General features: G+C 68.9%; 23 protein-coding genes and 1 tRNA gene. 11 read left to right on the top strand and 13 right to left on the bottom strand.

The annotated features are described in order from the left end of the window. Positions 1 to 27 precede the first annotated feature (27 nt). A complete protein-coding gene (locus ACOTSS_RS16330; RefSeq protein WP_448689041.1) occupies positions 28 to 2,637 on the top strand; it encodes a TonB-dependent receptor in 2,610 nt (869 codons plus the stop codon). Between the two features lie 56 nt (positions 2,638 to 2,693). Here the strand turns inward: ACOTSS_RS16330 and ACOTSS_RS16335 are convergent, their stop codons facing one another. From ACOTSS_RS16335 to ACOTSS_RS16370, 8 genes are read right to left on the bottom strand one after another with little or no spacing between them, the layout of a single operon-like run. Continuing rightward, complete coding sequence (locus ACOTSS_RS16335) at positions 2,694 to 3,416, bottom strand: SDR family oxidoreductase (RefSeq protein WP_448689042.1); 723 nt, start codon at positions 3,414 to 3,416, stop codon at positions 2,694 to 2,696. 12 nt (positions 3,417 to 3,428) lie between these two features. Beyond that, complete coding sequence (locus ACOTSS_RS16340) at positions 3,429 to 4,451, bottom strand: Gfo/Idh/MocA family protein (RefSeq protein WP_448689043.1); 1,023 nt, start codon at positions 4,449 to 4,451, stop codon at positions 3,429 to 3,431. Positions 4,452 to 4,474: 23 nt separating this feature from the next. Next, positions 4,475 to 5,644: an extracellular solute-binding protein gene (locus ACOTSS_RS16345; protein WP_448689044.1), complete on the bottom strand. Its 1,170-nt coding sequence runs from the start codon at positions 5,642 to 5,644 to the stop codon at positions 4,475 to 4,477. Further along, on the bottom strand, positions 5,641 to 6,759 hold the full coding sequence (locus ACOTSS_RS16350) for an ABC transporter permease (protein WP_448689045.1): 1,119 nt from the start codon (positions 6,757 to 6,759) through the stop codon (positions 5,641 to 5,643). Before ACOTSS_RS16350 ends, ACOTSS_RS16345 begins: the two co-directional genes overlap by 4 nt. Continuing rightward, the gene (locus ACOTSS_RS16355; protein ID WP_448689046.1) at positions 6,756 to 8,243 is read right to left on the bottom strand and encodes a sugar ABC transporter ATP-binding protein; all 1,488 of its coding nucleotides are present in this window, start codon (positions 8,241 to 8,243) and stop codon (positions 6,756 to 6,758) included. The genes ACOTSS_RS16350 and ACOTSS_RS16355 overlap by 4 nt, the downstream gene beginning before the upstream one ends. Further along, positions 8,237 to 9,241: a sugar ABC transporter substrate-binding protein gene (locus ACOTSS_RS16360; RefSeq protein ID WP_448689047.1), complete on the bottom strand. Its 1,005-nt coding sequence runs from the start codon at positions 9,239 to 9,241 to the stop codon at positions 8,237 to 8,239. Before ACOTSS_RS16360 ends, ACOTSS_RS16355 begins: the two co-directional genes overlap by 7 nt. 5 nt (positions 9,242 to 9,246) lie before the next feature. Then, complete coding sequence (locus ACOTSS_RS16365; RefSeq protein WP_095387950.1) at positions 9,247 to 9,696, bottom strand: MaoC family dehydratase; 450 nt, start codon at positions 9,694 to 9,696, stop codon at positions 9,247 to 9,249. Continuing rightward, positions 9,693 to 10,886: a CaiB/BaiF CoA transferase family protein gene (locus ACOTSS_RS16370; protein ID WP_448689048.1), complete on the bottom strand. Its 1,194-nt coding sequence runs from the start codon at positions 10,884 to 10,886 to the stop codon at positions 9,693 to 9,695. Before ACOTSS_RS16370 ends, ACOTSS_RS16365 begins: the two co-directional genes overlap by 4 nt. 120 nt (positions 10,887 to 11,006) lie before the next feature. Here ACOTSS_RS16370 and ACOTSS_RS16375 point away from each other — a divergent pair, with 120 nt between their 5' ends. The 3 genes from ACOTSS_RS16375 (at position 11,007) to ACOTSS_RS16385 (ending at position 14,043) form a co-directional block, all read left to right on the top strand. Continuing rightward, entirely contained in the window at positions 11,007 to 12,116 is a 1,110-nt protein-coding gene (locus ACOTSS_RS16375) for an extracellular solute-binding protein (RefSeq protein WP_448689049.1), read from the top strand. Then, on the top strand, positions 12,113 to 13,264 hold the full coding sequence (locus ACOTSS_RS16380; RefSeq protein WP_448689050.1) for a CaiB/BaiF CoA transferase family protein: 1,152 nt from the start codon (positions 12,113 to 12,115) through the stop codon (positions 13,262 to 13,264). Before ACOTSS_RS16375 ends, ACOTSS_RS16380 begins: the two co-directional genes overlap by 4 nt. A gap of 68 nt (positions 13,265 to 13,332) precedes the next feature. Further along, positions 13,333 to 14,043, top strand: a complete 711-nt coding sequence (locus ACOTSS_RS16385; RefSeq protein ID WP_448689051.1) for a FadR/GntR family transcriptional regulator — start codon at positions 13,333 to 13,335, stop codon at positions 14,041 to 14,043. A gap of 44 nt (positions 14,044 to 14,087) precedes the next feature. Here ACOTSS_RS16385 and ACOTSS_RS16390 read toward each other — a convergent pair whose 3' ends face one another. After that, on the bottom strand, positions 14,088 to 15,884 hold the full coding sequence (locus ACOTSS_RS16390) for an IlvD/Edd family dehydratase (protein WP_448689052.1): 1,797 nt from the start codon (positions 15,882 to 15,884) through the stop codon (positions 14,088 to 14,090). An 83-nt stretch (positions 15,885 to 15,967) separates the two neighbouring features. Here ACOTSS_RS16390 and ACOTSS_RS16395 point away from each other — a divergent pair, with 83 nt between their 5' ends. The 3 genes from ACOTSS_RS16395 to ACOTSS_RS16405 all read left to right on the top strand — a co-directional run bounded on the left by ACOTSS_RS16395 (position 15,968) and on the right by ACOTSS_RS16405 (position 18,253). Next, positions 15,968 to 17,257, top strand: coding sequence for a sugar MFS transporter (locus ACOTSS_RS16395; protein ID WP_448691365.1), 1,290 nt, complete (start codon positions 15,968 to 15,970; stop codon positions 17,255 to 17,257). Positions 17,258 to 17,261: 4 nt separating this feature from the next. After that, positions 17,262 to 18,101 (top strand): ThuA domain-containing protein, encoded by an 840-nt coding sequence (locus tag ACOTSS_RS16400; protein WP_448689053.1) that lies wholly within the window; start codon positions 17,262 to 17,264, stop codon positions 18,099 to 18,101. 78 nt (positions 18,102 to 18,179) lie between these two features. Beyond that, positions 18,180 to 18,253 (top strand) — tRNA-Gly (locus tag ACOTSS_RS16405). A gap of 17 nt (positions 18,254 to 18,270) precedes the next feature. Here ACOTSS_RS16405 and ACOTSS_RS16410 read toward each other — a convergent pair. Next, the gene (locus tag ACOTSS_RS16410; protein WP_448689054.1) at positions 18,271 to 19,053 is read right to left on the bottom strand and encodes a transglutaminase-like domain-containing protein; all 783 of its coding nucleotides are present in this window, start codon (positions 19,051 to 19,053) and stop codon (positions 18,271 to 18,273) included. A 143-nt stretch (positions 19,054 to 19,196) separates the two neighbouring features. Between ACOTSS_RS16410 and ACOTSS_RS16415 the strand changes: the two genes are divergently transcribed. Then, positions 19,197 to 20,450 carry an MFS transporter gene (locus ACOTSS_RS16415; RefSeq protein ID WP_448689055.1) on the top strand — a complete coding sequence of 418 codons (1,254 nt, stop codon included), beginning with the start codon at positions 19,197 to 19,199 and terminating at the stop codon, positions 20,448 to 20,450. Here the strand turns inward: ACOTSS_RS16415 and ACOTSS_RS16420 are convergent. Next, positions 20,423 to 21,184 carry a competence/damage-inducible protein A gene (locus tag ACOTSS_RS16420; protein ID WP_448689056.1) on the bottom strand — a complete coding sequence of 254 codons (762 nt, stop codon included), beginning with the start codon at positions 21,182 to 21,184 and terminating at the stop codon, positions 20,423 to 20,425. The two genes, ACOTSS_RS16415 and ACOTSS_RS16420, sit on opposite strands and share 28 nt — an antisense overlap. A 95-nt stretch (positions 21,185 to 21,279) precedes the next feature. Between ACOTSS_RS16420 and ACOTSS_RS16425 the strand changes: the two genes are divergently transcribed. Then, on the top strand, positions 21,280 to 21,921 hold the full coding sequence (locus tag ACOTSS_RS16425) for a glutathione S-transferase family protein (protein ID WP_448689057.1): 642 nt from the start codon (positions 21,280 to 21,282) through the stop codon (positions 21,919 to 21,921). Between the two features lie 427 nt (positions 21,922 to 22,348). Here the strand turns inward: ACOTSS_RS16425 and ACOTSS_RS16430 are convergent, their stop codons facing one another. Next, the gene (locus ACOTSS_RS16430; protein ID WP_448689058.1) at positions 22,349 to 23,086 is read right to left on the bottom strand and encodes a Bax inhibitor-1/YccA family protein; all 738 of its coding nucleotides are present in this window, start codon (positions 23,084 to 23,086) and stop codon (positions 22,349 to 22,351) included. 147 nt (positions 23,087 to 23,233) lie between these two features. On the opposite strand from ACOTSS_RS16430, the gene thpR reads away from it, so the two are divergent. After that, entirely contained in the window at positions 23,234 to 23,848 is a 615-nt protein-coding gene (gene thpR / locus ACOTSS_RS16435; RefSeq protein WP_448689059.1) for an RNA 2',3'-cyclic phosphodiesterase, read from the top strand. On the opposite strand, the gene ACOTSS_RS16440 is transcribed toward thpR, so the two are convergent. Continuing rightward, positions 23,758 to 24,243 (bottom strand): low molecular weight protein-tyrosine-phosphatase, encoded by a 486-nt coding sequence (locus ACOTSS_RS16440; protein ID WP_448689060.1) that lies wholly within the window; start codon positions 24,241 to 24,243, stop codon positions 23,758 to 23,760. The two genes, thpR and ACOTSS_RS16440, sit on opposite strands and share 91 nt — an antisense overlap. Positions 24,244 to 24,347: 104 nt before the next feature. Between ACOTSS_RS16440 and ACOTSS_RS16445 the strand changes: the two genes are divergently transcribed. Further along, entirely contained in the window at positions 24,348 to 25,946 is a 1,599-nt protein-coding gene (locus tag ACOTSS_RS16445) for a spinster family MFS transporter (RefSeq protein WP_448689061.1), read from the top strand. The last annotated feature ends 6 nt before the right edge of the window (positions 25,947 to 25,952 follow it).

Genomic DNA, 25,952 nt, shown 5'->3' on the forward strand with positions numbered 1-25,952 from the left:
AATATACCGAGGAGGAGGAAAAATTCCATGAAACGCACCGCTTATCTGTTCGCCAGTGTCGCCGCCGTCTCGCTGACGGGCCTGAGTTTTCCGGCCTTTGCCCAGGATGCAGCCGCCGACAATGCCCAAGCGGCTCCCGCTGACGAGGGCGATGCCATCGTCGTCACCGGCATTCGCGCCAGCCTCGAATCCGCGCAGCAGCGCAAGCGCGACGCCAATCAGATCGTCGATTCGATCGTCGCCGACGACATCGGCAAGCTGCCCGACATGAACACCACCGAAGCGCTGCAGCGCGTATCCGGCATCCAGGTGTCGCGCGACCGCGGCGAAGGCGGATCGGTCGCGATCCGCGGCCTGACCCAGGTGCTCGCGACTCTCAACGGCCGCGAAATCTTCACCGCGGGCGGCGGGCGCAGTTTCAACCTTCAGGATTTCCCGGCCGAACTGCTCGCCGGCATCGACATCTACAAGACGCCCTCGTCCGACCTGGTCGAAGGCGGCATCGGCGGCGTCATCGATCTGCGCACGCGCATGCCGCTCGATCTCGACAATCTGACCGTCAGCGGCAGCCTCCGCGGCCGCTACAACGATCTCGCCGACAAGTGGAACCCGATGGCGTCGGGCCTGATCTCGACGAAATGGGGCGTGGGCGACGGCGAGATGGGCGTGCTGCTCTCGGGCTCGTTCCAGCAGCGCTCGTTCCGCGCCGACATCGTCTCGGTCGGCGCGCACAGCCGCCGCACCGACGTCATTGCGGGCCAGGAGGTGATCACGCCCAACGGCACCTATGAACCGCTGATCGACGGCAAGCGCACCCGCATCGGCATCGATGGCACCTGGCAATGGCGCCCGACGCCCGATTTCGAAATCTATGCGCAGGGCAGCTATCAGGAATTCCGCTCGATCCAGGAGCAATATGGCCTCAACGTCGCGACCAACGGCTATGCGGTCGTGCCGGGCAGCGTGACGCTGTTCCCGGGCACCAACGACTTCCAGAGCGGCACCTTCTCGAACGTCGTGGTCTCGACCTTCGGCGTGGCGCGCGACACCTATGACAAGAACCGCCAGTTCTCGTTCGGCGGCAAATGGTCGGCCGATGCCGCCACTCTTTCGGCCGACTTCTCCTATCAGAAGTCGACCAACACGCTCTACTACTCCGAACTCGACCTGCGCACGACGGTGCCCGAGGTGCAGATCGACGTGACCGGCAACACAAACGGCGGCGTCGCGACGACCCTGCTGTCGGGCGTCGACCTGACCCAGATCGGTTCGTACGACCTGTCGTCGCTGACCCGCAGCGAGAATCACTACAAGGGCGACAGCTATGCGGGGCGTCTCGATGGCGATTTCCAGATCGAGAGCGACTTCCTGTCGGGCTTCAAGGTCGGGGTGCGCTGGGCCAAACGCTCGATGGAATTCACCCCGATCCGTTTCTTCAGCAGCCCGGCGGCGGGCACCGACGCGACGCCCTATGCCGACCTGTTCGAGCCGATGCCCTTCGACGATTTCTACCGGAGCGCGTCCAACATCACCTATAACCCGCTGGTCGCTAATCCCGATCTCCTGCGCAACGATTTCGACTCCGTCCGCAATGCGATCGGCATCACGACAGCGCCAGCGGTCGATCCGAAGACCATCTTCGACATCAACGAGACAACCACGGGCGGCTATGCCCAGCTGTTGTTCAAGACCGAGGGCGCGCTGCCCATCGACGGCAATGTCGGCGTTCGCGTGGTGCAGACCCAGCTCAACGTGACGGGCAACCAGAACTCGACCGTGGGCGGCACCGTCGTCCTGACGCCGCTCAACGTCCACTCGAGCTATGTGAGCGTTCTGCCGAGCGGCAACATCCGTTTCCGCCTGGCCGACGATCTGCAGCTTCGTCTGTCGGCGTCGAAGACGCTGACGCGGCCCGACTTCAGCCAGCTCTCGCCGTCGCTGACCCTGGTGCCCGCCAACGGCCAGGCGTCGAGCGGCAACCCGTTCCTGAAACCGCTGCGCGCCGACCAGGCCGACGTCAGCCTCGAATATTATTTCTCGCCGACCGGCTCGGTCTATGCGGCGGGCTTCTATCGCAAGGTGAAGGGCTTCATTTTCACCACCGTGACGCCCAACGTCCCGATCGACGGCATCCTCTATAATCTCTCGCAGCCGACCAACGGCGAGAGCGGCGACATCAAGGGCGCCGAAATCGGCGGGCAGGCCTTCTTCGACTTCCTGCCGGGGGCGTTGTCGGGCTTCGGCATCCAGGCCAACTACACCTATGTCGATTCCAAGACGCCCAGCGCGGTCGCGGGCTTCATCACCCCGCTGCCGAACCTGTCCAAGCACAGCTTCAACATCAGCGGCCTCTATGAAAAGGGCGGCCTGTCGGCGCGCGTCGCCTATAATTACCGCTCCAAATTCTATCAGGGGCTGTTCACCGGCGACGGCAATGTCGGGCTTGTCTATCGCAAGGGCTATGGCTGGCTCGATGCGTCGATCAACTATGACGTGACCCCGAACATCACTCTGTCGCTCGAGGGAAGCAATCTGCTGCGCACCGCCGAGGCGACCTATTATGTCGACGAGACCCGCCCGGGGCAGGTGTCGATCGACGACCGCCAGTTCCTCGCCGGCGTGCGCTTCAAATTCTAGAGAGGCAAAGACGGACAGATGGGCCGCCCGGTCATAGCGACCGGGCGGCCTTTTTGTCAGATGGCCCAGCCGCCGTCGATGATCTGCACCTGGCCGGTCGTATAGGTCGCGCCCGCCAGATAGACGACGAGGTCGGCAATCTCCTCGGGCGCGCCGATGCGCCCGATCGGCTGGCGCGCGATGAACGCCGCGCGGGCGCCTTCATAATCCCCGCCGGCCGCGAGCCGCTCGTCGAGCGACGGCGTCTGGACCGTCCCCGGGCAGATCGCGGTGACGCGGATATTCTGTCCGACGAAGTCGGCGGCGATCGACTTGGTGAGGCCGATCACCGCTGCCTTGGTCACCGAATAGGCGTAGCGGTTGGGAACGCCCTTCACGCTCGACGCGACCGACGCCATGTTGATGATCGCTCCTCCGCCGCGCGCCACCATGCCGGGCAGCACCGCCTGGCAGGTGTGCGTCATCGCCATGACGTTGAGCCGCCAGGCGAAATCGAGATCGGCGTCGCTCGTCTCCAGAACCGTGCCGCCGTGCACCACGCCCGCGCAGTTGAACAGGATGTCGATCGCCTCGTCGCGAAGCGCGGCGACCGCCGCCGGGTCGAGCACGTCGAGCCGGCGCGTTTCGATACGCTCGCCCGCGAGACCGTCGAGCCCCGCCTCGTTGACGTCGGTGGCGATCACGCGCGCGCCGGCGGCGGCGAGCGCGAGCGCCGAAGCGCGGCCGATGCCCTGGGCGGCGGCGGTGATGAAGGCGGTTTTTCCGGTCAGGTCGATCACGTTTGAAAATCCTCAGTCTTGGGGGATGGAAGTTCCGGGCTGGCTGCCCGCTCGATAGGCGGCCTCGACGAGCGCCATCGTCCGCCAGGCGTCCTCGACGTTCGTCGCGAGCCAGTCGTCCTCGCCCGCGGCGAAACGCTGGAGATTGGCCATCGGGCCGATGAAGGCATCGGGAAACCAGGCGCCCGCCAGCGGCACCTGCTCCCACGGTCCGCCGCGGCCGGCGAGCCACAGCTCGTCGGGCTCGCCGACCGGATAGTCGAGCAGCAGGCCGAGCTTGGCGAGCGCGGCGCCCTCGGCGCCCTCGACGCGGAAGCTCGCGTCCTGAAAGCGGCGGCCGAAATCATGATGATGATTGATCGAGAGCTGGACCCGCAGCGTGTCGCCATAGTCGAGGATCATCGACGTGCGCGTGTCGGCAAGGTCGCTCGCCGGATGGCCGAAGCTGCGCGCGAACACCGCCTGCGGATCGCCGGCGAGCGCGCGGACCGCGTCGAGATAGTGGATCGAATGGCTGACGATCTCAACCCGCGGATTGGGCTTCAGATGCGGGAAAAGATGCCACGGCGTGACGAGGTTGATGTGCACCTCGATCTCGGTGAGCTCGCCGAGCCGCCCATGGCGGATCGCATCGCCGATCGCCAGGATCATCGCCGAATAGCGGAGCTGGAAATTGACCGAAGCCGTCAGCCCTCGCGCGCGGCAGGTGTCACGGATCGCGGTCGCCTCCGACAGGTCGAGCCCCATCGGTTTCTGGAGCAGCACCGCCGCCCCTTCGGGCAGCGCTTCGAGGATCGCGCGATGCGCCACCGGGGGCGCCGCGACATCGAACACCGCATCCTCGGCCGCGGCCTCCTCGATCGAGCCGAACACGCGGGCAATGCCCCATTCGGCCGCCAGCGCCTCGGCGCGCGCGCGGTCGAGGTCGTACAGGCCCGCGACGGCGAAGCCCGCCTTGCGATAGGCGGGCAGATGCGCGTCGGACACGATCCCGCCGGTGCCGATGATGACGATCGGCCGCGGTGCGCTCGGCATCGGCCAGGCTTGCTGCAACGCGCTCATGGGACCGCTCGCGCCTGCGCCGCGGCGAGCAGTTCGCCGGTCGGCCGGTCGCTCGTCACCGCCTCGGTCACCAGATCGTCGACGATATGGCTGATCCGCGCGAGGTCGGGGGTGATCGGCATCGCGCGCGCATGTTCGTGCAGCCATTCGAGCCGGTGATAATAGGGGAGGCGCGCGTTGATCTCCGCGTCGGCCCAGGTCGACCGCCGGACGCCGATCGCCCCCTCGGTGGTCGTCAGCCGGTCCATCTCCGCCGTCGCGCAGTGGCGCAGGAAATCCCAGGCCAGCGTCTTGTTGCGCGACCCCGCCCCGATCGCGAGCACCCAGAAGACGTTGAGCGACACGCTGCGCCCGCCCGGCCCGGCCGGCAGCGGCGCGACGTCGACCAGCCCGCGCACTGCGCTCTCGGGCGCCGTGTCGGCATGGGCCGCGAAACCGAACCAGTTCGCCATCAGCGCGACCTTGCCCTCGGCAAACAGCGCGCCCGACCGGACGCTGTCGAGCGACCGGCAATCGGGCGCGATGGCCCGGTCGTCGCTTGCCAGCATCCGCAGGAAATCGAGCGCGGGGTGCGCGGCGTCCGACGTGAAGTCGGGCCGCCCGTCGCGATCGAACACCTCGCCGCCGCGCGACCAGATATGGATGCAGAAATCGTAGAAGCTGTTGTGGCCGTCGGGGAACAGCGCAAGCACCGTGCCGTAGCGCCCCTCGTCCGGCGCATGATGCTGCCGCGCGAGCGCATGAAACGCCTCCCATGTCTTGGGCGGCTCCGCGATCAGATCCTTGCGATAGACCAGGCACTCGGGCCCGTCGTGATAGGGCATCGCCCAGAGGCCACCACCGAAGCGCTGGAGGCCGGTCAGCGACGGACTCCAGGCATCGGGCCAATCCGGCACCGGCGCGCGCGCCATGTGCGGCGCCAGATCCTCGAGCAGATCGTCCGCCACCGCCTCGGCCAGCCAGTCGGTGTTGAGGAAGGCAATATCCCACGTGCCATCGGCAAGGCCGCGCTCGGCGATGACGCTGTGGTGCAGCGGATTGAGGTCCATCGGCACCGCCTCGATGGTCGCTTCGACACCGTATACGCGCGCAAAATCGGCGAACTGCCGGGCGATGGCGCCCTCGAACGGCCCGAAGCGGCGGACGGCGACGCGCAGCCGGGTCATGCCGCCGCCTTGCGCGCGCCGCGCTTGCCGCCGACCGTGTAGATGGCGGCGGCGGCGATCACGACGATACCCTCGATCAGCCCCTGATAGCTCGCGCCGAGGTTGAGCACGTTGAAACCGTTGGTGAGCGTGAAGAGCAGCAAGGCGCCGACCACCGTCTTGACCACACTGCCCGCGCCGCCGAGCAGCGACGTGCCGCCGAGAATCGCCGCGGCGATCACGGTCAGTTCGGCGCCCTGCAACGCGGTGGGATTGATCGCGCCGAGCCGGCAGCCGAACAGCACCCCGGCGAACCCCGCGGCCGCGCTCGACAGGATGAAGGCGCCGATCTTGTAGGCATGGACGCTGATGCCCGAGAGGCGCGCCGCCTCGGCATTGCCGCCGACGGCGTAGACGCGCCGGCCGACGACCGTGAAGCGCAGCACCGCCCAGACGATAGCGGTGAACAGGACGAGATAGACCACCGGCGCGGCGACCGCGAAGCCCCGCCCGGCAAGGAGCGCGAGCGCCGCGATGACCACGCCGCCAAGCCCCGGCAGCGGCCGCCGCTTCAGCGCCGCCAGCACCAACAGCGCCGCCGCGATCGCCAGCAGGGGCCAGAACAGCGGCACGCGCGTGCTTTCGAAGGCGAGCATCTGCTGGAGCACCTCTGGCCGCTCGACCATCAGCGAACGGCCGTCGGTCAGCACGAGCACGAGGCCACGCACCGCGGTCAGCGTGCCGAGGGTGACGATGAAGGCGTTGATCCCGACGAACTGGACGATGACGCCGTTGACGATCCCGACCCCGATCGCGGTGGTGATCGCCGCCAGCGCCGCCAGCGGAAAGCCGATGCCGGGCGCCAGCCCGATCAGCACCGCCGCGGCAAGCGCGGCGACGGAGGCCACCGACAGGTCGAACGCGCCGGTGATCAGCATCACCGTCATCGCGACGCCCATGATGCCGACGAGCGACGCCTGATAGGCGATGTTGCCGAGATTCTGCGCCGAGAGATAATTGGGGAGCCCGTGCGACTGGGCGATCGCCGCCAGCAGCACGAGCAGGATCAGCAGCGCGTAATAGACGCCCGCCTCCCGCAGCCCGAAGATCTGGCGCCAGTCGGTGGTCCTGTTCATGCTGCGATTCCTGTGTCGGTGTGGGTTCCGCTGGCGAGCTGGATCAGCCCCGCCTCGTCGATGGCCGCCGGGTCGACCTCGGCCACCACGGCGCCGTCGCGCATCACCAGGATGCGGTCCGCGACGGCGATCAATTCTTCGAATTCCGAGCTGACGAGAACGACAGCGAGGCCGTCGTCGGCCAAGGCGCGGATCAGGCGGAGAATGTCGGTGCGCGCGCCGATGTCGATGCCCGCCGTCGGCTCGTCGAGCAGCAGGACGCGCGTCTCGGGCGTCAGCCACTTGGCGATCACCACCTTTTGCGCGTTGCCGCCCGAAAGCTCGCTGACCAGCGCGTCGGGTCCCGGCGCCTTGATCGCGAGCCGGTCGATCGCGGCGCGCGCGGCGGCATCCTCGGCCGCGCGGACGATCAATGTGCCGGTGCGCGGCAAAGCGAGATTCTCGGCGATCGTCATGCCGGGGACGAAGCCCTGCGCCGCGCGATCCTCAGGCACGAGCGCGATGCCCGCCGCCACCGCTTCGGACGGCGTGCGGCCCACAGGGTCGCCATCCAGCGAAACCAGCCCCCGCGCCGCGGGATCGGCGCCGAAGATCGCGTGCAGCAGCTCGCTGCGCCCCGCCCCCAGCATGCCGGCGACGCCGACGATCTCGCCCTTCGCAACCGCGAAGCTCGCCGGCGCGAGCTTGCCGGGCGAGGCGAGGTCGCGGAGCTCGAGCAGCGGCGCGCCGGTTCGGCGCCCGCTTTCGGCCCGCTCGAGTGCCGCGACCGACCGCCCGGCAATCGCCGCCGCGATCGCGGCCTCGTCGAGCGTCGCCGTCTCGGCATGCAGCACCGCGCGGCCGTCGCGCAGCACCGTGACCTCATCGGTCAGCGCGACGATTTCGTCGAGGAAGTGCGACACGAACAGCACCGCGCGGCCCTCGTCCGTCAGGCGGCGGATCGTGCGATAGACCTGCTTGCGTTCGTGGCCGGCCAGCGAGGCGGTCGGCTCGTCCATGATCAGCAGCGCGGGGTCGCTCATCAGCCCCTGCGCGATCGCGGCCATCTGGCGCGTGCCGATCGGCAGGTCGCCGACGATGGCGTCGAGATCGAACGGATCGCCGAGCATGCGCGCCACCGCGGCGGCGCGCGTGCGGCCGAGACGATCCTGGCGCCAGCCGCGCCGCTGTTCGAGGAGCATATTCTCCGCCACCGAGAGGGTCGGCACCAGCGGGATATGCTGATAGATGGTCGCCACGCCGGCGGTTCGCGCGCTGCGCGGATTGTTCCAGCGCACCGGTTCGCCCTGCCAGCTCACCGCGCCGCCGGTCGGCGGGATCGCGCCGGCCAATATCTTGATCAGGGTCGACTTGCCGGCCCCGTTGGCGCCGAGCAGCCCGTGCACGCGCCCCGCCTGCACGTTCAGGTCGACGCCGCGCAAGGCGACGGTGCCGTTGGGCCAGACCTTCTCGACCCCGGCAAGCGAGAGCAAAGGCGTCACCATTGGCCGACGCATTGCCCGACGGTCGCCCGCGTCACCGCGGGGATCGGATAGGTGCGAAAGCGCGCGCCCTTGCCCCCCGCCCCTTCGTGCAGCGCCTCGAACGCCAGCGCGCCCAGCGCCTCGGGCTTGAAGCAGACCGTGCCATCGACCGCGCCGGCCTTGATCGACGCGATCGCGAGCTTCGATCCGCCGACGCCGATCAGCCGGGCCCGCGACCCCGCCGCGCGGACGGCGCGGGCGCAGCCGATCACCATGTCGTCGGCCTCGTTGTAGAAGAGGTCGATGCCGGGCTGCGCCGCGAGGATGTTCTGGCAGGCCGCCTCGCCGCCCTCGCTGGTCCAGTTGCCCGGCTGCGAGGCGACGATGCGATAGCGCGCGCCGGCGGCATCGAGGCCGAGGCGGAAGCCCCGCGCGCGCTGCTCGACTTCGGGAAAACCCGCCGCGCCCTCGATCACCGCGATGCGCACCACGCGGTCCCGGGGCAGCCAGGTCGCGGCGAGCCGGCCCGCCGCCCGCCCGGCCTCCACCTCGTCCTGCGACGCCAGCGCGACCAGACCGGGGTAGACGTCGGTGATCGACCGCGTCCGCGGATCGCCGACCAGCGCCGCGACCGCCGCGATCGGCACCCGCTGCGCATTGGCGCGCCGGACCCAGCCCTGCGCCACAACCGAATCGAGCGGCATCACCGCGATCCCCTTCACCTTCTGGGCGATGAGGTCGTCGATATCATTGGCCTGTTTCTGCACGTCGCCCTTGGCATCGAGGATGATCGCGGTCGCCCCGGCGCGCGCCGCCGCCTCGCTGAAGCCCTTGGCGATCGCCGCCGCAAAGGGATAGCTGAGGCCGACGGTCGACAGGCCATAGCGCGGCCCGCCGCCGTTTCCGCTCGCGACCGCTCCGTTCGCCGCACGCGCCGCCTGCCGCACGCCGGCGAGCGACGCGATCGCGACGAGCGCGACCGCCAGCGTCAGGACGAGGGGAACCGGGCGCAGCGCCATGATATTCAGGCCGAGGGGCGGCGCGCGACGAGGTAGAGATGCTCGCAGGCGAGCACCGTCTCGCCGCGCTGGTTGCGCATGTCGACGGCCTCGGTCACGACGCCGTGCGAGGCGCGCTTGGGATGATCGCGCTTGTCGGCGATACGCGTGACGGTGGTGATCGTGTCGCCGATATGCACCGGCCGGATGAAGCGCAGCCGGTCGTAGCCGTAGGACATCGAGTGCGGGTTGATCGTCGTCGCGGTGAGGCCGATACCGATCGCAAAGATCATCGTGCCGTGCGCGATGCGCTGGCCGATATCCTGCGTCTTGCACCATTCGGCATCCATGTGATGGGGAAAGAAGTCGCCGGTATGGCCGGCATGCACCACGAAATCAGTCTCGGTGATCGTCCGGCCGAAACTCGTGCGCTCGGCGCCGATCTCATATTCCTCGAAATATTGCTCGACGATCATGGGGCGAACTCCTGGTCGATGGCGGCTCGATCGGCGCCCAGCCGGGGCGCGGCGCGGGGCGAGGTGAGGATGGTATCGTCGACGCGGATCGGGCAGCGCGTCAGCGACAAGCGATCCCCATCCGGCGCGCGCACGGTCTGCGTGGCGTGGAGCGCGGCGAAGGCCGGCTCGGCGAGCAACGCCGGCCAGTCGAGCACGGGCGCGGCCCAGATGCCCGCCGGATCGAGCAGCGCCAGCCATTCGGCGGTGCCGCGCGTCGCGAGATGATCGCGGATCGCCGCCTTGATCGCATCGCGATCGGCAAACCATGTTTCGCGCGGGAAGGCGCCGAGCGCCGGCAGGCCGATCACTTCGCCCAGCCGGTCGACCGGCGTCATCGCCAGCGCGAGATAGCCGTCCGCCGTCGCGTAGATGCCGTAAGGCGCGGCGAGATAGACATTGCCGTTGGCGATGCCCGCGCGCGGGGGCATCGGCTCGTCGCGGTTGAGATGAACCGAGAGATGCTCGAACTGCAGGTCGATCGCGGTTTCGAGCAGGCTCACGTCGACCCGCCCGCCACGCCCGGTTCGTCCGCGCCGCACGAGCAGCGCGAGGATGCCCTGGCAGAGCTGCGCCCCGGCGGCCATGTCGGTGATCGACAGCCCCGCCGGCACCGGCGGCCCGCCGCCCTCGCCCGACAGCCAGGCGATGCCCGACAGCGACTGGACGAGGAGATCCTGCCCCGGCCGGTCGCGCCACGGCCCGTCGGGGCCGTAGCCGCTGACCCCGGCATAGATGAGCCCGGGGTTCAGCGCCGACACGTCCGCCCAGCCGAGCCCCAGCCGGTCCATGATGCCCGGACGAAAATTGTGGATCAGCACGTCGGCCCGCGCGACCAGCCGCCGGACCGCGGCGAGATCGGCCGGATCCTTGAGATCGGCCGCGTAGCTTTGCTTTCCGCGATTGATCGCATGGAACAGCGCGCTGTCCTGGTCGAACCCCATGTCGGCGAGAAACAGCGAGCGGCTGGCATCGCCGCCATCGCGCCGCTCGACCTTGATCACGCGCGCGCCGAGATCGGCGAGGCGCAGCGCGCAGGACGGACCGGCGAGGAACTGGCTGAAGTCGAGAATCGTCAGGCCTTCGAGCGGCAGCCCGTCGACCGGCCCGCCCCCGGCGACCCCACCATTGTCCTCCTCGCCTGCCGTCACGCCGAAACTCCAATTAGTCGTTTTATATTATGTATGCTTGAAAACGCTATTGAGGGGGCTATGGCGAGTCAACCGATTTCCCGATCCTTGAGCGATCGACACTGGCTGGAGGGACGCGCCATGCGCGGAATGACCTGGAACCATTCGCGTGGCTATGATCCGCTCGTCGCCGCGTCCGCCGCATGGCAGGCCCGTACCGGGCAGGAGATCGTCTGGGACCAGCGCTCACTGCAGGATTTCGAAAGCTATCCGGTCGAGGATCTCGCGCGGCGCTATGACCTGATCGTCATCGACCATCCGCATGTCGGGCAGGTCGCCGACAGCGGATGCCTCGTCGCGCTCGACACGGCGATCAACGCCGCGACGCTCGCCGAGATCGCGGCGGGGTCGGTCGGCGGATCCTATGAAAGCTACAACTGGAACGGCCATCAATGGGCCTTTCCCGTCGACGCCGCCGCGCAGGTGCAGGCGTGGGTTCCGTCGCGGATCGATGCGCCGGTCGCGGACTGGACCGCGCTCGCGGCGCTCGCCGCCGAAGGCCGCGCTTCGCTGCCGCTGCGCCCGCCGCACAGCCTGATGAGCCTGTTCACGCTCTGCGGCGTCGCGGGCGTCGCACTCGCCCCGGAAGACGACGACCTGTTCCCGGCGGAGGCCGCGCGCGCCTATGATCGGCTCGCGGCGCTGGCCGGCCGCGTCGATCCGGCGGCGTACGAGATGGACCCGATCGCGATGTTCGAGGATATGGCGCGGCCCGATTCGAGGCTCGCGGTCGTGCCGCTGATCTATGGCTATGTGAGCTACGCCATCGCCGGATTCCGCCCCGAGCTCATCCGCTTCGCCGACATTCCGGCGCTCGGTCACGGCCCCAGCGGCTCGACCCTCGGCGGCACCGGCATGGCGGTCTCCGCCTATGCGTCGGACCCGGCGGGCGCCGCCGCTTTCGCCGCCTGGGTTTCGGGCGGGGCGGTGCAGCGCGATCTCGTGGCGCCCCACGGCGGCCAACCCGGCCACGCCGATGCGTGGACCGCCGACAGCGTCAACGCCGCGACGCACGATTTCTACCGCGCCACCCGCGCCACGCTCGACCGCGCCTGGATCCGCCCGCGCCATCACGGCTATATGGCCTTCCAGCATGCCGCTTCGGAGCGCCTCAACGCGGCGCTCCGCGCGGGCGAGCCGACCGACCAGGCGATCGCCGCGCTCAATCAACTGTATCGCAGGGCCCCATGACCGCGCCGCTCGATGGATTGCTCGTCGTCGACATGGCCCAGTTCCTGTCGGGTCCGTCGGCGGCGCTGCGGCTGGGCGATCTCGGCGCGCGGATCATCAAGGTCGAGCGACCCGGCAGCGGCGACATCTGCCGCACCCTCTATCTCAGCGACACCGACATCGCGGGCGATTCGACGCTGTTCCACGCGATCAACCGCAACAAGCAAAGCCTTGCCGCCGACCTCAAGGCCCCGCGCGACGCGCGACGCGTCCACCGGCTGATCGACCGCGCCGACGTCGTGATCCAGAACTTCCGGCCCGGCGTCGCCGAGCGGCTGGGGTTCGGTCCCGCGATGCTCCGCGCGCGCAATCCCCGGCTGATCGTCGCCAGCATCTCGGGCTATGGCGAGGACGGCCCGTGGGTCGATCTTCCGGGGCAGGATCTGCTCGCGCAGGCGCTGTCGGGCGCGATGTGGCTGAACGGCAGCGCGAGCGACGGGCCGGTGCCGTTCGGCCTGTCCGTCGCGGACATGCTGGCGGGCCATATACTGGTCGAGGGCATCCTCGCCGCACTCGTCCGGCGCGGCATCGCCGGCGAAGGCGCGACCGTCGAAACCAGCTTGCTCGAAGCGCTGATCGATCTGCAGTTCGAGGTGCTGACCACGCATCTCAACGACGGCGGACGCCCGCCGCAGCGCGCCGCGGTGAACAACGCCCATGCCTATCTCGCCGCGCCCTATGGCGTCTATCGCACCGCCGACGGCTGGCTGGCGCTGGCGATGATCCCGCTCGACGCGCTCGCGCCCTTGCTCGTTCTGCCGATCGCCGGCCGCGACGCCTTTGCCGAGCGCGATGCGATCAAGGCGCTGATCGCCGGCCGGCTGAAACAGGCGACGACGCAGGAGTGGATCGCGCGGCTGCGCCCGCACGACCTGTGGTGCGCGCCGGTCAACGACTGGCCCCGGCTCCTCTCCGAACAGGCCTTCCGCCGGCTCGACATGACGCAGCATATCCGCCGCGACGACGCCTGCATCGCGACGACGCGCAGCCCGCTGCGGATCGACGGCAGCCGCGCCGGCATCGACCGGGGCGCGCCGAGGGTCGGCGAGCATAGCGCGACGATCGTCGCCGAATTCGCGCTCGATGAAGACGGGGACGTTCAAGACTGACTCCAAGCGCCTTGCGGACCAGGGAGTTTCGGCTAGGGTGAGCGCCGGACCGCAGGATCAGGGGAAAGATGGACGAGGAACGCAGCCCCCCGCCCCGCATTCACGGAACGATCGCGCGCAAATTGGGAATCGACATCGTCGGAGGGCGACGCAAGCCCGGCGATCATCTGGACGGCGAGATCGAGGCGAGCGGGGAGTTCGGCATCTCGCGCACCGCCTATCGCGAGGCGATCCGGATTCTCGCCGCCAAGGGGCTGGTCGAAAGCCGGCCCAAGGTCGGAACGCGCGTCACCCCGCGCGGCCGCTGGAACCTGCTCGATCCCGACGTGCTCGCCTGGTCGTTCGAAGGCAAGCCTGACCCGCAGTTCGTCGTCGACCTGTTCGAATTGCGCGAAGTGATCGAACCCGCCGCCGCCGCGCTCGCCGCCACCCGGCGCAACGCGGCGGACGTCGCCGAGATGCGCGACGCGCTCGATGGCATGCGACGCCATGGCCTCGGCAACGAGAGCGGGCGCGCTGCCGACCAGCGTTTCCACCGCGCGATCCTCGCCGCCGCCCGCAACGAGCCGCTCGCCGCGCTCGCCAGCAGCGTCGGCGCGGCGGTGCGATGGACCACCAAGTTCAAGCAAAGCCGCCGCGGAAAACCGCGCGACCCCCTGCCCGAGCACGTCCGCGTGTTCGATGCGATCGAGGCCGGCGACGCCGACGCCGCGCGCGCGGAAATGGCCGGCCTGCTCCGGCTCGCGCTGGAAGATATGGCGCTGCCGCGGCCGGGTTAGGCCCTGTCACGCACCGATCACGCCGGGTTGATGTTGCCGCGCCCTCAGTGATTGTCGCGCGGAAGCCCGCGCGTCTGCGCGATCCGCTGATAGGCTTCGGCGCCTTCGAGGATCGCGCCGGTGCCGAGCTGCCCGACCACCGAGCGCTGCAATTCCTGCCACGGCGTCTGCGATGCCGGATAGGCGTAGCCGCCTTCCGCTTCCAGCGCCCGACGCCGCGCGTCGAGTTCGGCCGCGTCGACCAGCACGTCGGCAGTGCCGCGCCGCAGGTCGATGCGCACGCGATCGCCGGTGCGCAGCAGCGCGAGCGCGCCGCCCGCCGCGGCTTCGGGCGAGGCGTTGAGGATCGAGGGGCTGCCGCTCGTCCCCGACTGTCGCCCGTCGCCGAGGCATGGCAGCGCGTGGACGCCATCGAGGATCAGATGCGCGGGCGGCCGCATGTTCACCACCTCGGCCGCGCCGGGATAGCCGATCGGCCCGGTTCCGCGCATGACGAGCAGCGTCTCCGCCGTGATGCCCGCCGCGGGGTCGTCGATGCGGCGATGATAATCCTCGGGCCCGTCGAACACCGCCACCGGCCCCTCGAACGCGTCGGGATCGTCGGGGTTGGAGAGGTAGCGCGCGCGGAATTCGTCCGAAATCACGCTGGTCTTCATGATCGCCGAATCGAACAGGTTCCCGGAGAGGACGATGAAGCCCGCCTCGGTCTTCAGCGGGTCAGCGTAGCGGCGGATGACTTTCTCGTCCTCGATCTCGGCGGCGCGGCAATTCTCGCCGATCGTCCGGCCGTTGGCCGTCATCGCCTCTTCGGCGATCAGCCCCTGCGCCATCAATTGCGCGACGACCGCCGGCACGCCGCCGGCACGGTAATAATCCTCGCCCAGATATTCCCCCGCCGGCTGCAGGTTGACGAGCAGCGGGATGGCGTGGCCATGATCCTGCCAGGTCTTGAGCGGCAGATCGACGCCGATGTGGCGCGCGATCGCGGCGAGATGGATCGGCGCATTGGTCGATCCGCCGATCGCCGAACTGACCGCGATTGCGTTGAGGAACGCGTCCCTGGTCATGATGTCGGAGGGTTTCAGATCCTCCCGAACCATCTCGACCGCGCGCTTTCCGGTCCGATAGGCGACTTCCTGCCGGTCGCGATAGGGGGCGGGGATCGCCGCCGATCCGGGCAGCGACATGCCCAGCGCCTCGGTCAGCGAATTCATCGTCGTCGCGGTGCCCATCGTGTTGCAATAGCCGGTCGACGGCGCCGAGGAGGCGACGAGCCGGATGAACTCGGCATCGTCGATCTCGCCCGCCGCGAGCATCTGGCGCGCCTTCCACACGATCGTGCCCGAACCGGTGCGCTCGCCCTTGTGCCAGCCGTTGAGCATCGGTCCGACCGACAGCGCGATCGCGGGGATGTTCACCGTCGCCGCCGCCATCAGACAGGCCGGCGCGGTCTTGTCGCAGCCGACCGTCAGCACCACGCCGTCGAGCGGATAGCCGTAGAGCGTCTCGACCAGGCTGAGATAGGCGAGGTTGCGATCGAGGCCCGCGGTCGGGCGCTTGCCCGTCTCCTGGATCGGATGCACCGGAAATTCGATCGCGATCCCGCCGGCCTCGCGGATGCCCTCGCGCACGCGCTCCGCCAGCACCAGATGGTGGCGGTTGCACGGCGACAGGTCCGACCCCGTCTGCGCGATGCCGATGACCGGCTTGCCCGACTGCAATTCCTCGAGGCTCAGCCCGAAGTTCAGATAGCGCTCGAGATAGAGCGCGGTCATGTCGACATTGTCGGGATTGTCGAACCACGCACGGCTGCGGAGCTTCGGCGGTTGGGAAACGGACATTCGGCTACTCCGCGTTGACGAGACGCTTCGACCGATATACTCAGACAAATATAAGATCAACGAGGGATGCAGCGAATATGGCGATGGCTCCGACACCGGTTCAGACCGAAGTTCAGGATGGAACCGGCGGCGGAGGCGCGGGCTATGCGAAGGCGCTGACGCTGCTCGCCACGCTTTTCTTCATGTGGGGCTTCATCACGGTCATCAACAACACGCTGCTCCCGCACCTGCGCAGCGTGTTCGACCTCAACTACACGCAGACCACGCTGATCGAGAGCGTGTGGTTCATCGCCTATTTCTTCGCCTCGATCCCGTCGGCGAAGCTGATCGAGCGGGTCGGCTATCGAAAGTCGTTGGTCATCGGCCTGCTGATCATGGCCGCGGGCGCGCTCGGCATGACGCTGGCAGCGAGCCTTCCTTCCTATGGCGTGACGCTCGTCATGCTCTTCGTGATCGCCAGCGGCATCACCCTGCTCCAAGTCGCGGCCAACCCCTACGTCGCGGTGATCGGCCCGCCCGAAACCTCCTCATCGCGGCTCAATTTGGTGCAGGCGATGAACTCGGCCGGCACGATGCTCGCCCCGCTGTTCGGGGCCTATCTGATCCTCGGCCGCTCGAAGGGCGGCACGTCCGAGGCCGGCGTCGTGCTCACCCAGGCCGAAAAGCTCGCCGACGCGCAGTCGGTGATCCTGCCCTATGCGCTCGTCGCCGCGGTGCTGGTGGTGCTCGCCATCGTGATCGCGCGCTTTCCGCTTCCCGCAATGGGGGCGGCGACGCGCCGCCTCGCCAGGGAGGAGCGCAAGCATCACTCGCTCTGGCGGCACCGCAACCTGGTGTTCGGCATCCCTGCGATCTTCATCTATCTGATCGCCGAGATCGGCGTCGCCAACCTGTTCGTGAACTTCGTGAGCCAGCCCGACATCGCCAATCTGACCCACGAAGCGGCGGGCCGCTACCTCACCCTGCTCTGGGCGGGAATGATGATCGGCCGCTTCGCCGGTTCGGCGATCATGCAGCGGGTGCCCGCGGAAACGGTGCTCGCGGCCTTTTCGATCGGCGCCTTCGTGGTGATGCTGGTCACGGTGTTCACGACCGGCCCCGTCGCTATGTGGGCATTGATCCTCGTCGGCCTGTTCCACTCGATTATGTTCCCGACGATCTTCACCCTCGGCATCCGCGGCCTCGGCCCGCTGACCGAAGAGGGATCGGGCCTGCTGATCATGGCGATCGCCGGCGGCGCGCTGGTGGTGGTGCAGGGCTGGATCGCCGATGCCTATGGCTTGCAGGCGTCCTTCCTGCTCACCGCGGCCTGCGAACTCTATGTCCTCTTCTACGCGCTGTGGGGCAGCAAGCCCACCAACGCGGTGGCCTGATCCGATGATCACCGCCTTTCTCTCGCTCGCGCTGGCCGCCCAGGCCGCCGTTGCCACGCCGCCCGCCCCCGTCCGCGATCCGCGCAACTGGCCGGCGCCGGTCATGGACAGCGTGCCGCCCGAGCTGCCCACGCTTCGGCCCGGCGCGGTGCTGATCCTCTCCAAGACCAACGGCTTCCGCGACCCCGAGCAGATCGACGCCGCCAGGACGGTGCTCGTCGATCTCGTCCGCCGGCAGGGCCGCGACGCGTTCGCGACCGAGAATGCCGCGGTGATGAATCCGCGCGATCTCGCCAAATTTTCGGTGATCGTCCTCAACAGCACCTCGGGCAATATTTTCGACGCACGCCAGCGCGCGGCCTTCCGCGGCTGGGTCGAAAGGGGCGGCGGCATCGTGCTGCTCCACGGCGCGGGCGGCGACCCCGAATATGACTGGGACTGGTATCCGCGGACGCTGATCGGCGCGCAGTTCATCGGCCATACCGGGCGCCCCAAGCAGTTCCAGCAGGGCAGGATCGAGGTCCGCGACCGCAGCAATCCCGCGACGCGCGACCTGCCCGACCAATGGGTGCGGACCGAGGAATGGTATTCGTTCGACAAGGTGCCGAGCGGCAACGGCACGCGCATTCTCGCGACGCTCGACGAGACCAGCTACGAACCCTATCCCGAACGCACCCGCATGGGCGCGGTGCATCCGCTGATCTGGACGCGCTGCGTCGGCAGCGGCCGCGTCTTTTTCTCCGCGCTGGGGCACAAGGCCGAGACCTATGCCGAACCGCTGCACCAGACGCTGATCGCGGGCGCGATCCGCTGGGCCGCCCGCAGCGAGGGCGAGGGCTGCTGATCGTCCGCTATCACGCGCAAGGCCCGAAAGAAGCATGTTGACGGCCACCGGGTCGCCGTGGCAATCGCCGGGCGCATCGCGGGTGTAGCTCAATGGTAGAGCAGAAGCTTCCCAAGCTTACGACGAGGGTTCGATTCCCTTCACCCGCTCCAGCCTTTCCCGGCTGTGCCTAGTTTCCCGCCTTCACCGTCACCCGCTGTTCGATCAGCTCCGCCTCGCCATAGGCGGTGAGGAAGGAGATGTCGGCGGCGTCGCGGCCGGCGGCGATCTTCACCAGCTCCGCCGCGCTCGCCATTCCCGTCGGATCGACCAGATGCCACTCCCCGCCCACGAACACCTCCGCCACGGCATGGAAATCCTGCGGCTCGACGTGGGGCGCATAGGCGCTGACGACGCGCGCGGGGAAATCGGCGGCGCGCGCGAGCGCGACGAGGACATGGGCATAGTCGCGGCACACGCCGCGCCGCGCGAGGAAGCTGTCGATCGCGGTCGTCGCGGCGTCGCTGGCGCCGGCGGCATAGGTGAAGTGCCGCGCGATCCAGTCGCGTATCGCCGCGATCTTCGCGCCGCCCTCGATCCCGCCAAACTCGGCCTTCGCAAAGGGAACGAGCTGGTTCGACGGGCAGTAGCGCGATTCGTTGAGATATTGCACCGCGCCCGCGGGCAGGCGGTGGAGCGGCACCTGCGCCAGCGGCTCGATCGCGGAGCCCGCGCGCCGGACCTCGACCGTCGCCGAATAGCGCGCCTGGAGCCGCCCGCCGCAGCGCAGCCAGATCCGTTCGCCGATGCCGTCGGGCGCGGCGATGCGGGCGAAATGTTCGGGCGTGCCGGCGTCGAAGCGCGACCGCGCGACGTGCTGCTCGCCCGGCAACGCCGCCGCCTCGACCTGAAGCATCAGATGGGCGGGCTCGGGCAGGCGATAATCGAGGAGGGCGGAAATCTGGAACTTCATCGATGGACAACGCACGGGCCGGGATTCGGTGGCGAGCGGCAGCGAATATGGCCGCGCCGGCGCAAATGCAAGGATGCGCAAACCGCCTCGACACGATATGGCGGCGCCCGCGCGCCGCGCCCCATCAACCGGACAGGATCATCGTGACCGCTTCGCGCACCATCCCCTTCATCATCGCCACCATCTTCATGGACGCGGTCGGCTTCGGCATCATCATGCCCGTGCTGCCGCAGCTGGTGATGGAGGTTGGCCGCATCGACCTGGCGCACGCGATCGAGGTCGGCGCGTGGATCGGCCTCGTCATGGCGGTCGCGACCTTCCTCGCCTCGCCGCTGCTCGGCAATCTGTCGGACCGCTTCGGGCGGCGGCGCGTGCTGCTGCTCGCGCTCGCCGGGCTGACCGCCGACTATATCCTGCTGACCGTCATCGATACCCTGCCCTGGCTGTTCATCGCCCGTGCGCTGTCGGGGCTGTTCGGGGGCAGCTATGCCGCCGCGCAGGCGGCGATCGCCGACGTCACGCGCCCCGAGGATCGCGCGCGCAACTTCGGCTTCGTCGGCGCCGCCTTCGGCGTCGGCTTCGTCGCCGGGCCGGTGATCGGCGGCTTTCTGGGCGAGATCGGGCCGCGCGCGCCCTTCGTCGCCGCGGCGGCGCTCGCGGCGGCGAACATGCTCTATGGCCTGTTCATCTTTCCCGAGACGCTGGCGCCCGAACGCCGCCGCGCCTTCGACTGGCGGCGCGCCAACCCGCTCGGCGCGTGGCAGGCGATGCGCGCGCTGCCCGGCATGGGCGGCGTCGCGCTGGTACTGCTGCTGTGGCAGATCGCCAGCCTCGTCTATCCGATGACGTGGAGCTTCTATTGCATCGCGCAGCTCGGCTGGACGCCGGGGATGATCGGCGCCAGCCTCGCCGCCGTCGGGGTGATGATCGCGCTCGGCCAGACTTTCGTCGTCGGCCCCGCGGTCGCGCGCTTCGGCGAGCGCGACGCCGCGACGCTCGGCCTGCTCGTCGCGGTCGCGATCTTCATCGGCTTCGCCTTCGTGCGCACGACCTGGGGCGCTTTCCTGCTGCTCGTTCCCGTCGCGCTGCAATCGCCGGTGCAGCCCGCGCTGATGGCGATGATGTCGCGCCGCGCGACCGCCGACACGCAGGGCGAGGTGCAGGGGATTTCGGCGATGGTGATGGGGCTGGGCCAGCTCGTCGCACCGCTGCTGCTGACCGGAACGATGGCGTGGTTCACCGGGAGCAACGCGCCGGTGCATTTTCCGGGCGCGGCCTTTCTGGTCGCGGCGCTGTTCGGGCTGTTCGCCGCCGCGATGCTCCGCCGCCTGCCCCGCGCGGCGCGGGGCACGGACGACGAGACGCCGGCTCAGATGCCGCCGTCGGTTACCGCATAGCCCGCGGCCTCGACCCCGGCCGTCACCGCCGCGACGCAGGCGGCGACCGCGTCGGCCTTGGTCGAGCGGATCACGAAATTGGCGCCGGTGCGCCCGTCGCGAAAGAAGGGGTAGCTGCCGATCGCGACGCCGGCATGCGTGACCTCGGCCGCGCGCAGGACGTCGGCGACCTCGCTCTCGGGCGCCCAGGCGCCGATCGTGTGCGCGACGAGCGGCGCCCCGCCCTCGAGCTCGCCGGTCAGCGCGTCGAGCATCCCGGCGGTGATGTGCGGCACCCCGGCCATCACGAACAGATTGCCGATCCGGATGCCCGGCGCGCCCGACATGCGGTTGGGGATCAGCTCGGCGCCCGCGGGAACGCGCGCCATGCGCAGCCGCGCCTCGGTCAGCTCGCCGCCCCGCGCCGTATAATAGCGTTCGAGGATCGCGCGCGCCTGCGGGTGGATCACGACCTCGACCCCCAGCGCCTTCGCCACCGCGTCGACGGTGATGTCGTCGTGGGTCGGGCCGATCCCGCCGGTGGTGAAGACATAGTCGTAGCGCGCGCGCAGCGCGGTCAGCGCGTCGACGATCTCGGCCTCGACGTCGGGGACGATCCGCACTTCGCGCAGGCGGATGCCCTGCACGTCGAGCCAGGTCGCGATCTGCGCGACATTCTTGTCCTGCGTGCGGCCCGAGAGAATTTCGTCGCCGATCACCAGCACGGCGGCGGTCCAGATGCGTTCGTCGCTCATCCCCTTGCCTTAACCCGGCGCCGTGACAAAACAAGCCCGCTGGAACGACATATATGTTCCTGATATGTTCCTTCCGACTCGAAGGGAGACGATGGATGGCCGACGAACTGATTTTCTACACCAACCCGATGTCGCGCGGACAGATCGTCCGCTGGATGCTCGAGGAGGTCGGGGCGCCCTATGAAACGCGCCTGCTTGATTATGGCACGACGATGAAGGCGGCCGACTATCTGGCGGTCAATCCGATGGGCAAGGTTCCGGCGATCGTCCATGCGGGCAGGGCCGTCACCGAATGCGCCGCGATCTGCGCCTATCTGGCGGACGCCTTCCCCGCGGCCGGGCTCGCGCCCGCGCCCGCCGAGCGCGCCGCCTATTATCGCTGGCTTTTCTTCACCGCGGGCCCGGTCGAGCAGGCGATCACCGCCAAGCATTTCGGCGTCGAACCCGACGCTGACCAGCAGCGCATGGCGGGGTTCGGCTCGCTCGCGGCGGCGCTGGACGCGCTCGAAGGCGCGGTCGCGGGCAAGGCCCATGTCGCGGGCGATCGCTTCAGCGCCGCCGACGTCTATGTCGGCAGCCAGATCGACTGGGGCCTGCAGTTCGGCACCATCCCCTCCCGCCCCGCCTTCGAAGCCTATGTCGCGCCGTTGCGCGAGCGCGCGGCCTACAAGCGGGCGAAGGCGATCGACAACGGCCTGATCGCCGAAATGCAGGCGGCGAACCCGGCAGCGAGCTGATCCGCCGCGCCACGGCGGGTTCGGGGTGGGGAGCGGACACCGACGACCCTCCCCGGCACGGGGAGGGGGACCACCGAAGGTGGTGGAGGGGCAGGTGCGTCATGGCGCATCAGTCCTGAAACGGAGCGGTAACCGCCTGTGCCCCTCCACCATGCTTCGCATGGTCCCCCTCCCCGTACCGGGGAGGACCCTTATGACCGCAATCGGTCGATTTTAGACATTCGTCATCCCGGACTTGATCCGGGATCCATAGCTGCGCCGTCGTCATGGATCCCGGATCAAGTCCGGGATGACGAAAGAGGGAAGCGACCGCTACCAGCCGAAACCGGTCAGCCGGCTCGCACCCGCTACCATCCGCCCAGCGCGCAAAAAAGCCCGGCGGATCGCTCCGCCGGGCTCCTCTTGATCGCTGGTCCTGCCGAACCGCTCAGTTGCGGCTGCTGCCGAACAGGCGGAGCAGGAACAGGAACATGTTGATGAAGTCGAGGTAGAGGTTCAGCGCCCCCATCACCACCGACTTGCCCACGAAGTCGCTGCCGCGGACATGGAAATACATGCTCTTGATCTTCTGCGTGTCATAGGCGGTGAGGCCCGCGAAGACGAGCACGCCGATGACGCTGATCGCGAGGCTGAGCGCGCTCGACTTGAAGATGAACGCGTTGAGCAGCATCGCGACGAGGATGCCGAACACGCCCATGATCAGGAAGGTGCCGAAGCCCGACAGATCCTTCTTGGTCGTGTAGCCATAGAGGCTGAGACCGAGGAAGGCGGCCGCGGTCGCGAAGAAGGTCTGCGCGATCGAGGCGTCGGTATAGACGAAGAAGATCGACGCCAACGACACGCCCATGACCGCCGAAAAGGCCCAGAACAGCGCCTGCGCCGCCGCCGTCGACAGCTTGTTGATCCCGAAGCTCAGCACCATCACGAACGCCAGCGGCGCCAGCATGATCACATATTTGATCGGTCCGGGGCCGAACAGCAGGTCGGGTGCGCCGCTCCAGCGCGAGAACAGCAGCGCGACGACGCCGGTCAGCAGCACGCCCGACGCCATATAGTTGTACACCGACAGCATGTACGACCGCAGGCCGGCATCGACGGCTCCGTCCGCCGTGCCGACGGTGCCAAAGCCGGACGCCGCCATATTGGGGTCGTTCCAATTCGCCATTGTCAAATCTCCATCACCGGCCAGAGCATACCGGCCGTGCGGGCAATATCGGTGTTTTGCCCCCGGCTTTCAAGCGAAACCGGACAATGGCGGCGGAGGATGATCGCGGTGGCATCGCGCGCACGAGCGCCTATGCTGGGCGGCGCCATGTCCACGCACCGTCTGTTCGTCGCCCTGCGCCCGCCGCGCGCCATCCGCGCCGCGCTGATCGGCGCGATGCACGGGCTGGCGGCGGCGCGCTGGCAGAGCGACGAGCAACTGCATCTGACGCTGCGCTTCATCGGCGAAGTCGATCGCCACCGCGCCGAGGATATCGCCGCCGCGCTGGGCGTCCTGCACGCGCCCGCGGTCGCCGCGCGCATCGCGGGGATCGGGCTGTTCGAGCGACAGGGGCGCCCGCACACGATCTGGGCCGGGGTCGAGCCGCCGGCGCCGCTCGCCGCGCTGCACCGCAAGGTCGACCAGTGCCTCGCGCGCGTCGGGGTCGCGCCCGAAACGCGCGCCTTCACGCCGCATATCACGCTTGCGCGCCTCAACCGCTCGGCGGGGCCGGTCGCGCCGTTTCTGGCGCTCCACGGCGACCTCGCGAGCGCGCCCTTCCTGTTCGACCATGTCATTCTCTATGAAAGCGAACTCGCGCACGGCGGGTCGCGCTATCACCCGGTCGCGCGCTATCCGCTCGAGGCGAATGCGGACGCGAGCGCCGACGCGACCGCGCTGACGTCGGCCCAGGTCGCCGCGAAGCCGCCGTCGTCGCCATAATAGGGATCGGCGACGCTCTCGCCCGCACGTCCCGGCACCAGATCGAGCATCAGCATCAGACGCGCGGTCGCATCGGCGGGCCGGATCGCGCGCGCGTCGCGCAGATTCTGCGCGTCGGCGGCGAGGATCAGGTCGAAGCGGCGGAAATCATCGGGGACGATCTGGCGCGCGCAAAGGGTGCCGATGTCAACCCCGCGCCGCCGCGCCTCGGCCTGGGCGCGGGGATCGGGCGTTTCGCCCACATGCCAGTCGCCGGTGCCCGCCGAATCGAGCGTCGCCGCGATCCCCGCCGCGTCGAAAGCCGCCCGCGCCGCGCCCTCGGCGAGCGGCGAGCGGCAGATGTTGCCCAGGCAGAGGAAGAGGATCGCCGGCGCATCGTGCCTATCATCGTCCATATCGCCCATCCCGCACGAAGTTGAATGACCTTTCAACTTGCGCGCGCCCTTCACTCTGCTAGCCATGACCGAACAACGATAATCGGAGAGGGAGAGGGTTGCCAATGGCCGATGCGGGCGCGGATGCGAAGGATGGCGGGGTGCCGGGTCCGGCGACCAGAGCGAGCCCCTATGCCTGGTACGCGCTCGGCATCCTGTTCCTCGTCTATGTGCTCAATTTCATCGACCGGCAGATCATCACGATCCTCGCCCCCGACCTGAAGCGCGACCTCGGGCTCGACGATGCCGACATCGGCTTTCTCTACGGCACCGCCTTCGCGGTCTTCTACGCCCTGTTCGGGGTGCCGCTCGGCCGCCTCGCCGACGCGTGGCATCGGATCCGGCTGCTGACGATCGGCCTGTCGGTCTGGTCGGCGATGACCGCGCTGTCGGGACTCGCGACGGGCCGCTACCAGCTCGCCGCGGCGCGCATGGGGGTCGGCGTTGGCGAAGCGACGGCGGGGCCGGCGGCCTATTCGCTGATTTCGGACTTGTTCCCGAAGAATATGCGCGCGACCGCGCTCGCCATCTATTCGGCGGGGCTCTATTTCGGCGGCGGCATCTCGCTGATGATCGGCGGCTTCATCGTCGACGGCTGGAACCAGGCCTATCCCGGCGGCGGCCCCTTCGGCCTCGTCGGCTGGCAGGCGGCGTTCATGGCGGTGGGTATTCCCGGCTTGCTGCTCGCGACATGGGTCGCGACGCTGAAGGAGCCGGTGCGCGGCCTCGTCGACGGCATCCCGACCCCGCCCTCGCCGACGCCGTTCAAGGGCTTTTTCGAAGAGCTTTACGCGATCATCCCGCCCTTCACCCTCCTCTCCGCCCTGTCGCGCGGGCCGCGCGCGCTCGCGGCCAATCTCGCCGCGGCGGCGCTGCTGGCGATCGGCGCGCTGGCGATGATCGCGGTCACCGGCGCGCAGCTGCAATGGTGGTGCATCGCGTTCGGCTATTACGCCATTTTCTCGTGGGCGAGCTCGCTCCGCAACCGCGACGGCCCGACCTTCCACCTGATCTGGGGGTCGAAGGCCTTTCTCGCGACGATCCTCGGCTATGGGACCGTCGCCTTCATGTCCTACGCATCGAGCGCCTTCGCGCCGGTCTATGCGCTCGAGGTGCTGGGCGAGGACGCGGGGACGGTCGGTTTCTGGGTCGGCGGCTTCGGCGCGCTCGCGGGCTTCCTGGGCGTGATTCTCGGCGGGCGGATGTCCGACTGGCTGCGCATGCGCAACGAGGCTGGGCGGATTCTGGTCGTGGCGTTCGGACTGCTCGCGCCGATCGCGCCGATCATCATCGCCTTCACGACCAAGTCCGAACCCGGGAGCGGCGACTTCATCCGCTTCACCGCCTTCGCCTCGCTCGCGGGGCTGCTCGCGTCGAGCGCGCTCGGCGCCGCGGCGGCGACGACGCAGGATCTGGTGCTGCCGCGGATGCGCGGCACCGCGACCGCGACCTTCTTCCTCGCGACCACGCTCGTCGGGCTCGCGCTCGGCCCCTATATGGCGGGGCAGGTGTCGGCGATGAGCGGCAGCCTGTCGACCGGCGTGCTGTCGACGCTGGCGATCGTTCCCCTCGGCCTGATCGCCCTCGTCATCGCCTATCGCACCGTCCCCGCTGCGGCGGCGAACGTCATCGAGCGCGCGCGGAACGCGGGCGAGCCGGTGTGATTTCGG

It is taken from the genome of Sphingopyxis sp. NJF-3 (assembly GCF_053514865.1).

What these genes read in the sequence shown, in the direction of transcription:
- ACOTSS_RS16330 (WP_448689041.1), top strand. Translation starts at nt 28, where the DNA reads ATGAAACGCACCGCTTATCTGTTCGCCAGTGTCGCCGCCGTCTCGCTG.
- ACOTSS_RS16340 (WP_448689043.1), bottom strand. Translation starts at nt 4,451, where the DNA reads ATGCCGAGCGCACCGCGGCCGATCGTCATCATCGGCACCGGCGGGATC.
- ACOTSS_RS16345 (WP_448689044.1), bottom strand. Translation starts at nt 5,644, where the DNA reads ATGACCCGGCTGCGCGTCGCCGTCCGCCGCTTCGGGCCGTTCGAGGGC.
- ACOTSS_RS16350 (WP_448689045.1), bottom strand. Translation starts at nt 6,759, where the DNA reads ATGAACAGGACCACCGACTGGCGCCAGATCTTCGGGCTGCGGGAGGCG.
- ACOTSS_RS16355 (WP_448689046.1), bottom strand. Translation starts at nt 8,243, where the DNA reads ATGGTGACGCCTTTGCTCTCGCTTGCCGGGGTCGAGAAGGTCTGGCCC.
- ACOTSS_RS16360 (WP_448689047.1), bottom strand. Translation starts at nt 9,241, where the DNA reads ATGGCGCTGCGCCCGGTTCCCCTCGTCCTGACGCTGGCGGTCGCGCTC.
- ACOTSS_RS16365 (WP_095387950.1), bottom strand. Translation starts at nt 9,696, where the DNA reads ATGATCGTCGAGCAATATTTCGAGGAATATGAGATCGGCGCCGAGCGC.
- ACOTSS_RS16375 (WP_448689049.1), top strand. Translation starts at nt 11,007, where the DNA reads ATGCGCGGAATGACCTGGAACCATTCGCGTGGCTATGATCCGCTCGTC.
- ACOTSS_RS16380 (WP_448689050.1), top strand. Translation starts at nt 12,113, where the DNA reads ATGACCGCGCCGCTCGATGGATTGCTCGTCGTCGACATGGCCCAGTTC.
- ACOTSS_RS16385 (WP_448689051.1), top strand. Translation starts at nt 13,333, where the DNA reads ATGGACGAGGAACGCAGCCCCCCGCCCCGCATTCACGGAACGATCGCG.
- ACOTSS_RS16390 (WP_448689052.1), bottom strand. Translation starts at nt 15,884, where the DNA reads ATGTCCGTTTCCCAACCGCCGAAGCTCCGCAGCCGTGCGTGGTTCGAC.
- ACOTSS_RS16395 (WP_448691365.1), top strand. Translation starts at nt 15,968, where the DNA reads ATGGCTCCGACACCGGTTCAGACCGAAGTTCAGGATGGAACCGGCGGC.
- ACOTSS_RS16400 (WP_448689053.1), top strand. Translation starts at nt 17,262, where the DNA reads ATGATCACCGCCTTTCTCTCGCTCGCGCTGGCCGCCCAGGCCGCCGTT.
- ACOTSS_RS16410 (WP_448689054.1), bottom strand. Translation starts at nt 19,053, where the DNA reads ATGAAGTTCCAGATTTCCGCCCTCCTCGATTATCGCCTGCCCGAGCCC.
- ACOTSS_RS16420 (WP_448689056.1), bottom strand. Translation starts at nt 21,184, where the DNA reads ATGAGCGACGAACGCATCTGGACCGCCGCCGTGCTGGTGATCGGCGAC.
- ACOTSS_RS16425 (WP_448689057.1), top strand. Translation starts at nt 21,280, where the DNA reads ATGGCCGACGAACTGATTTTCTACACCAACCCGATGTCGCGCGGACAG.
- ACOTSS_RS16430 (WP_448689058.1), bottom strand. Translation starts at nt 23,086, where the DNA reads ATGGCGAATTGGAACGACCCCAATATGGCGGCGTCCGGCTTTGGCACC.
- thpR (WP_448689059.1), top strand. Translation starts at nt 23,234, where the DNA reads ATGTCCACGCACCGTCTGTTCGTCGCCCTGCGCCCGCCGCGCGCCATC.
- ACOTSS_RS16440 (WP_448689060.1), bottom strand. Translation starts at nt 24,243, where the DNA reads ATGGACGATGATAGGCACGATGCGCCGGCGATCCTCTTCCTCTGCCTG.
- ACOTSS_RS16445 (WP_448689061.1), top strand. Translation starts at nt 24,348, where the DNA reads ATGGCCGATGCGGGCGCGGATGCGAAGGATGGCGGGGTGCCGGGTCCG.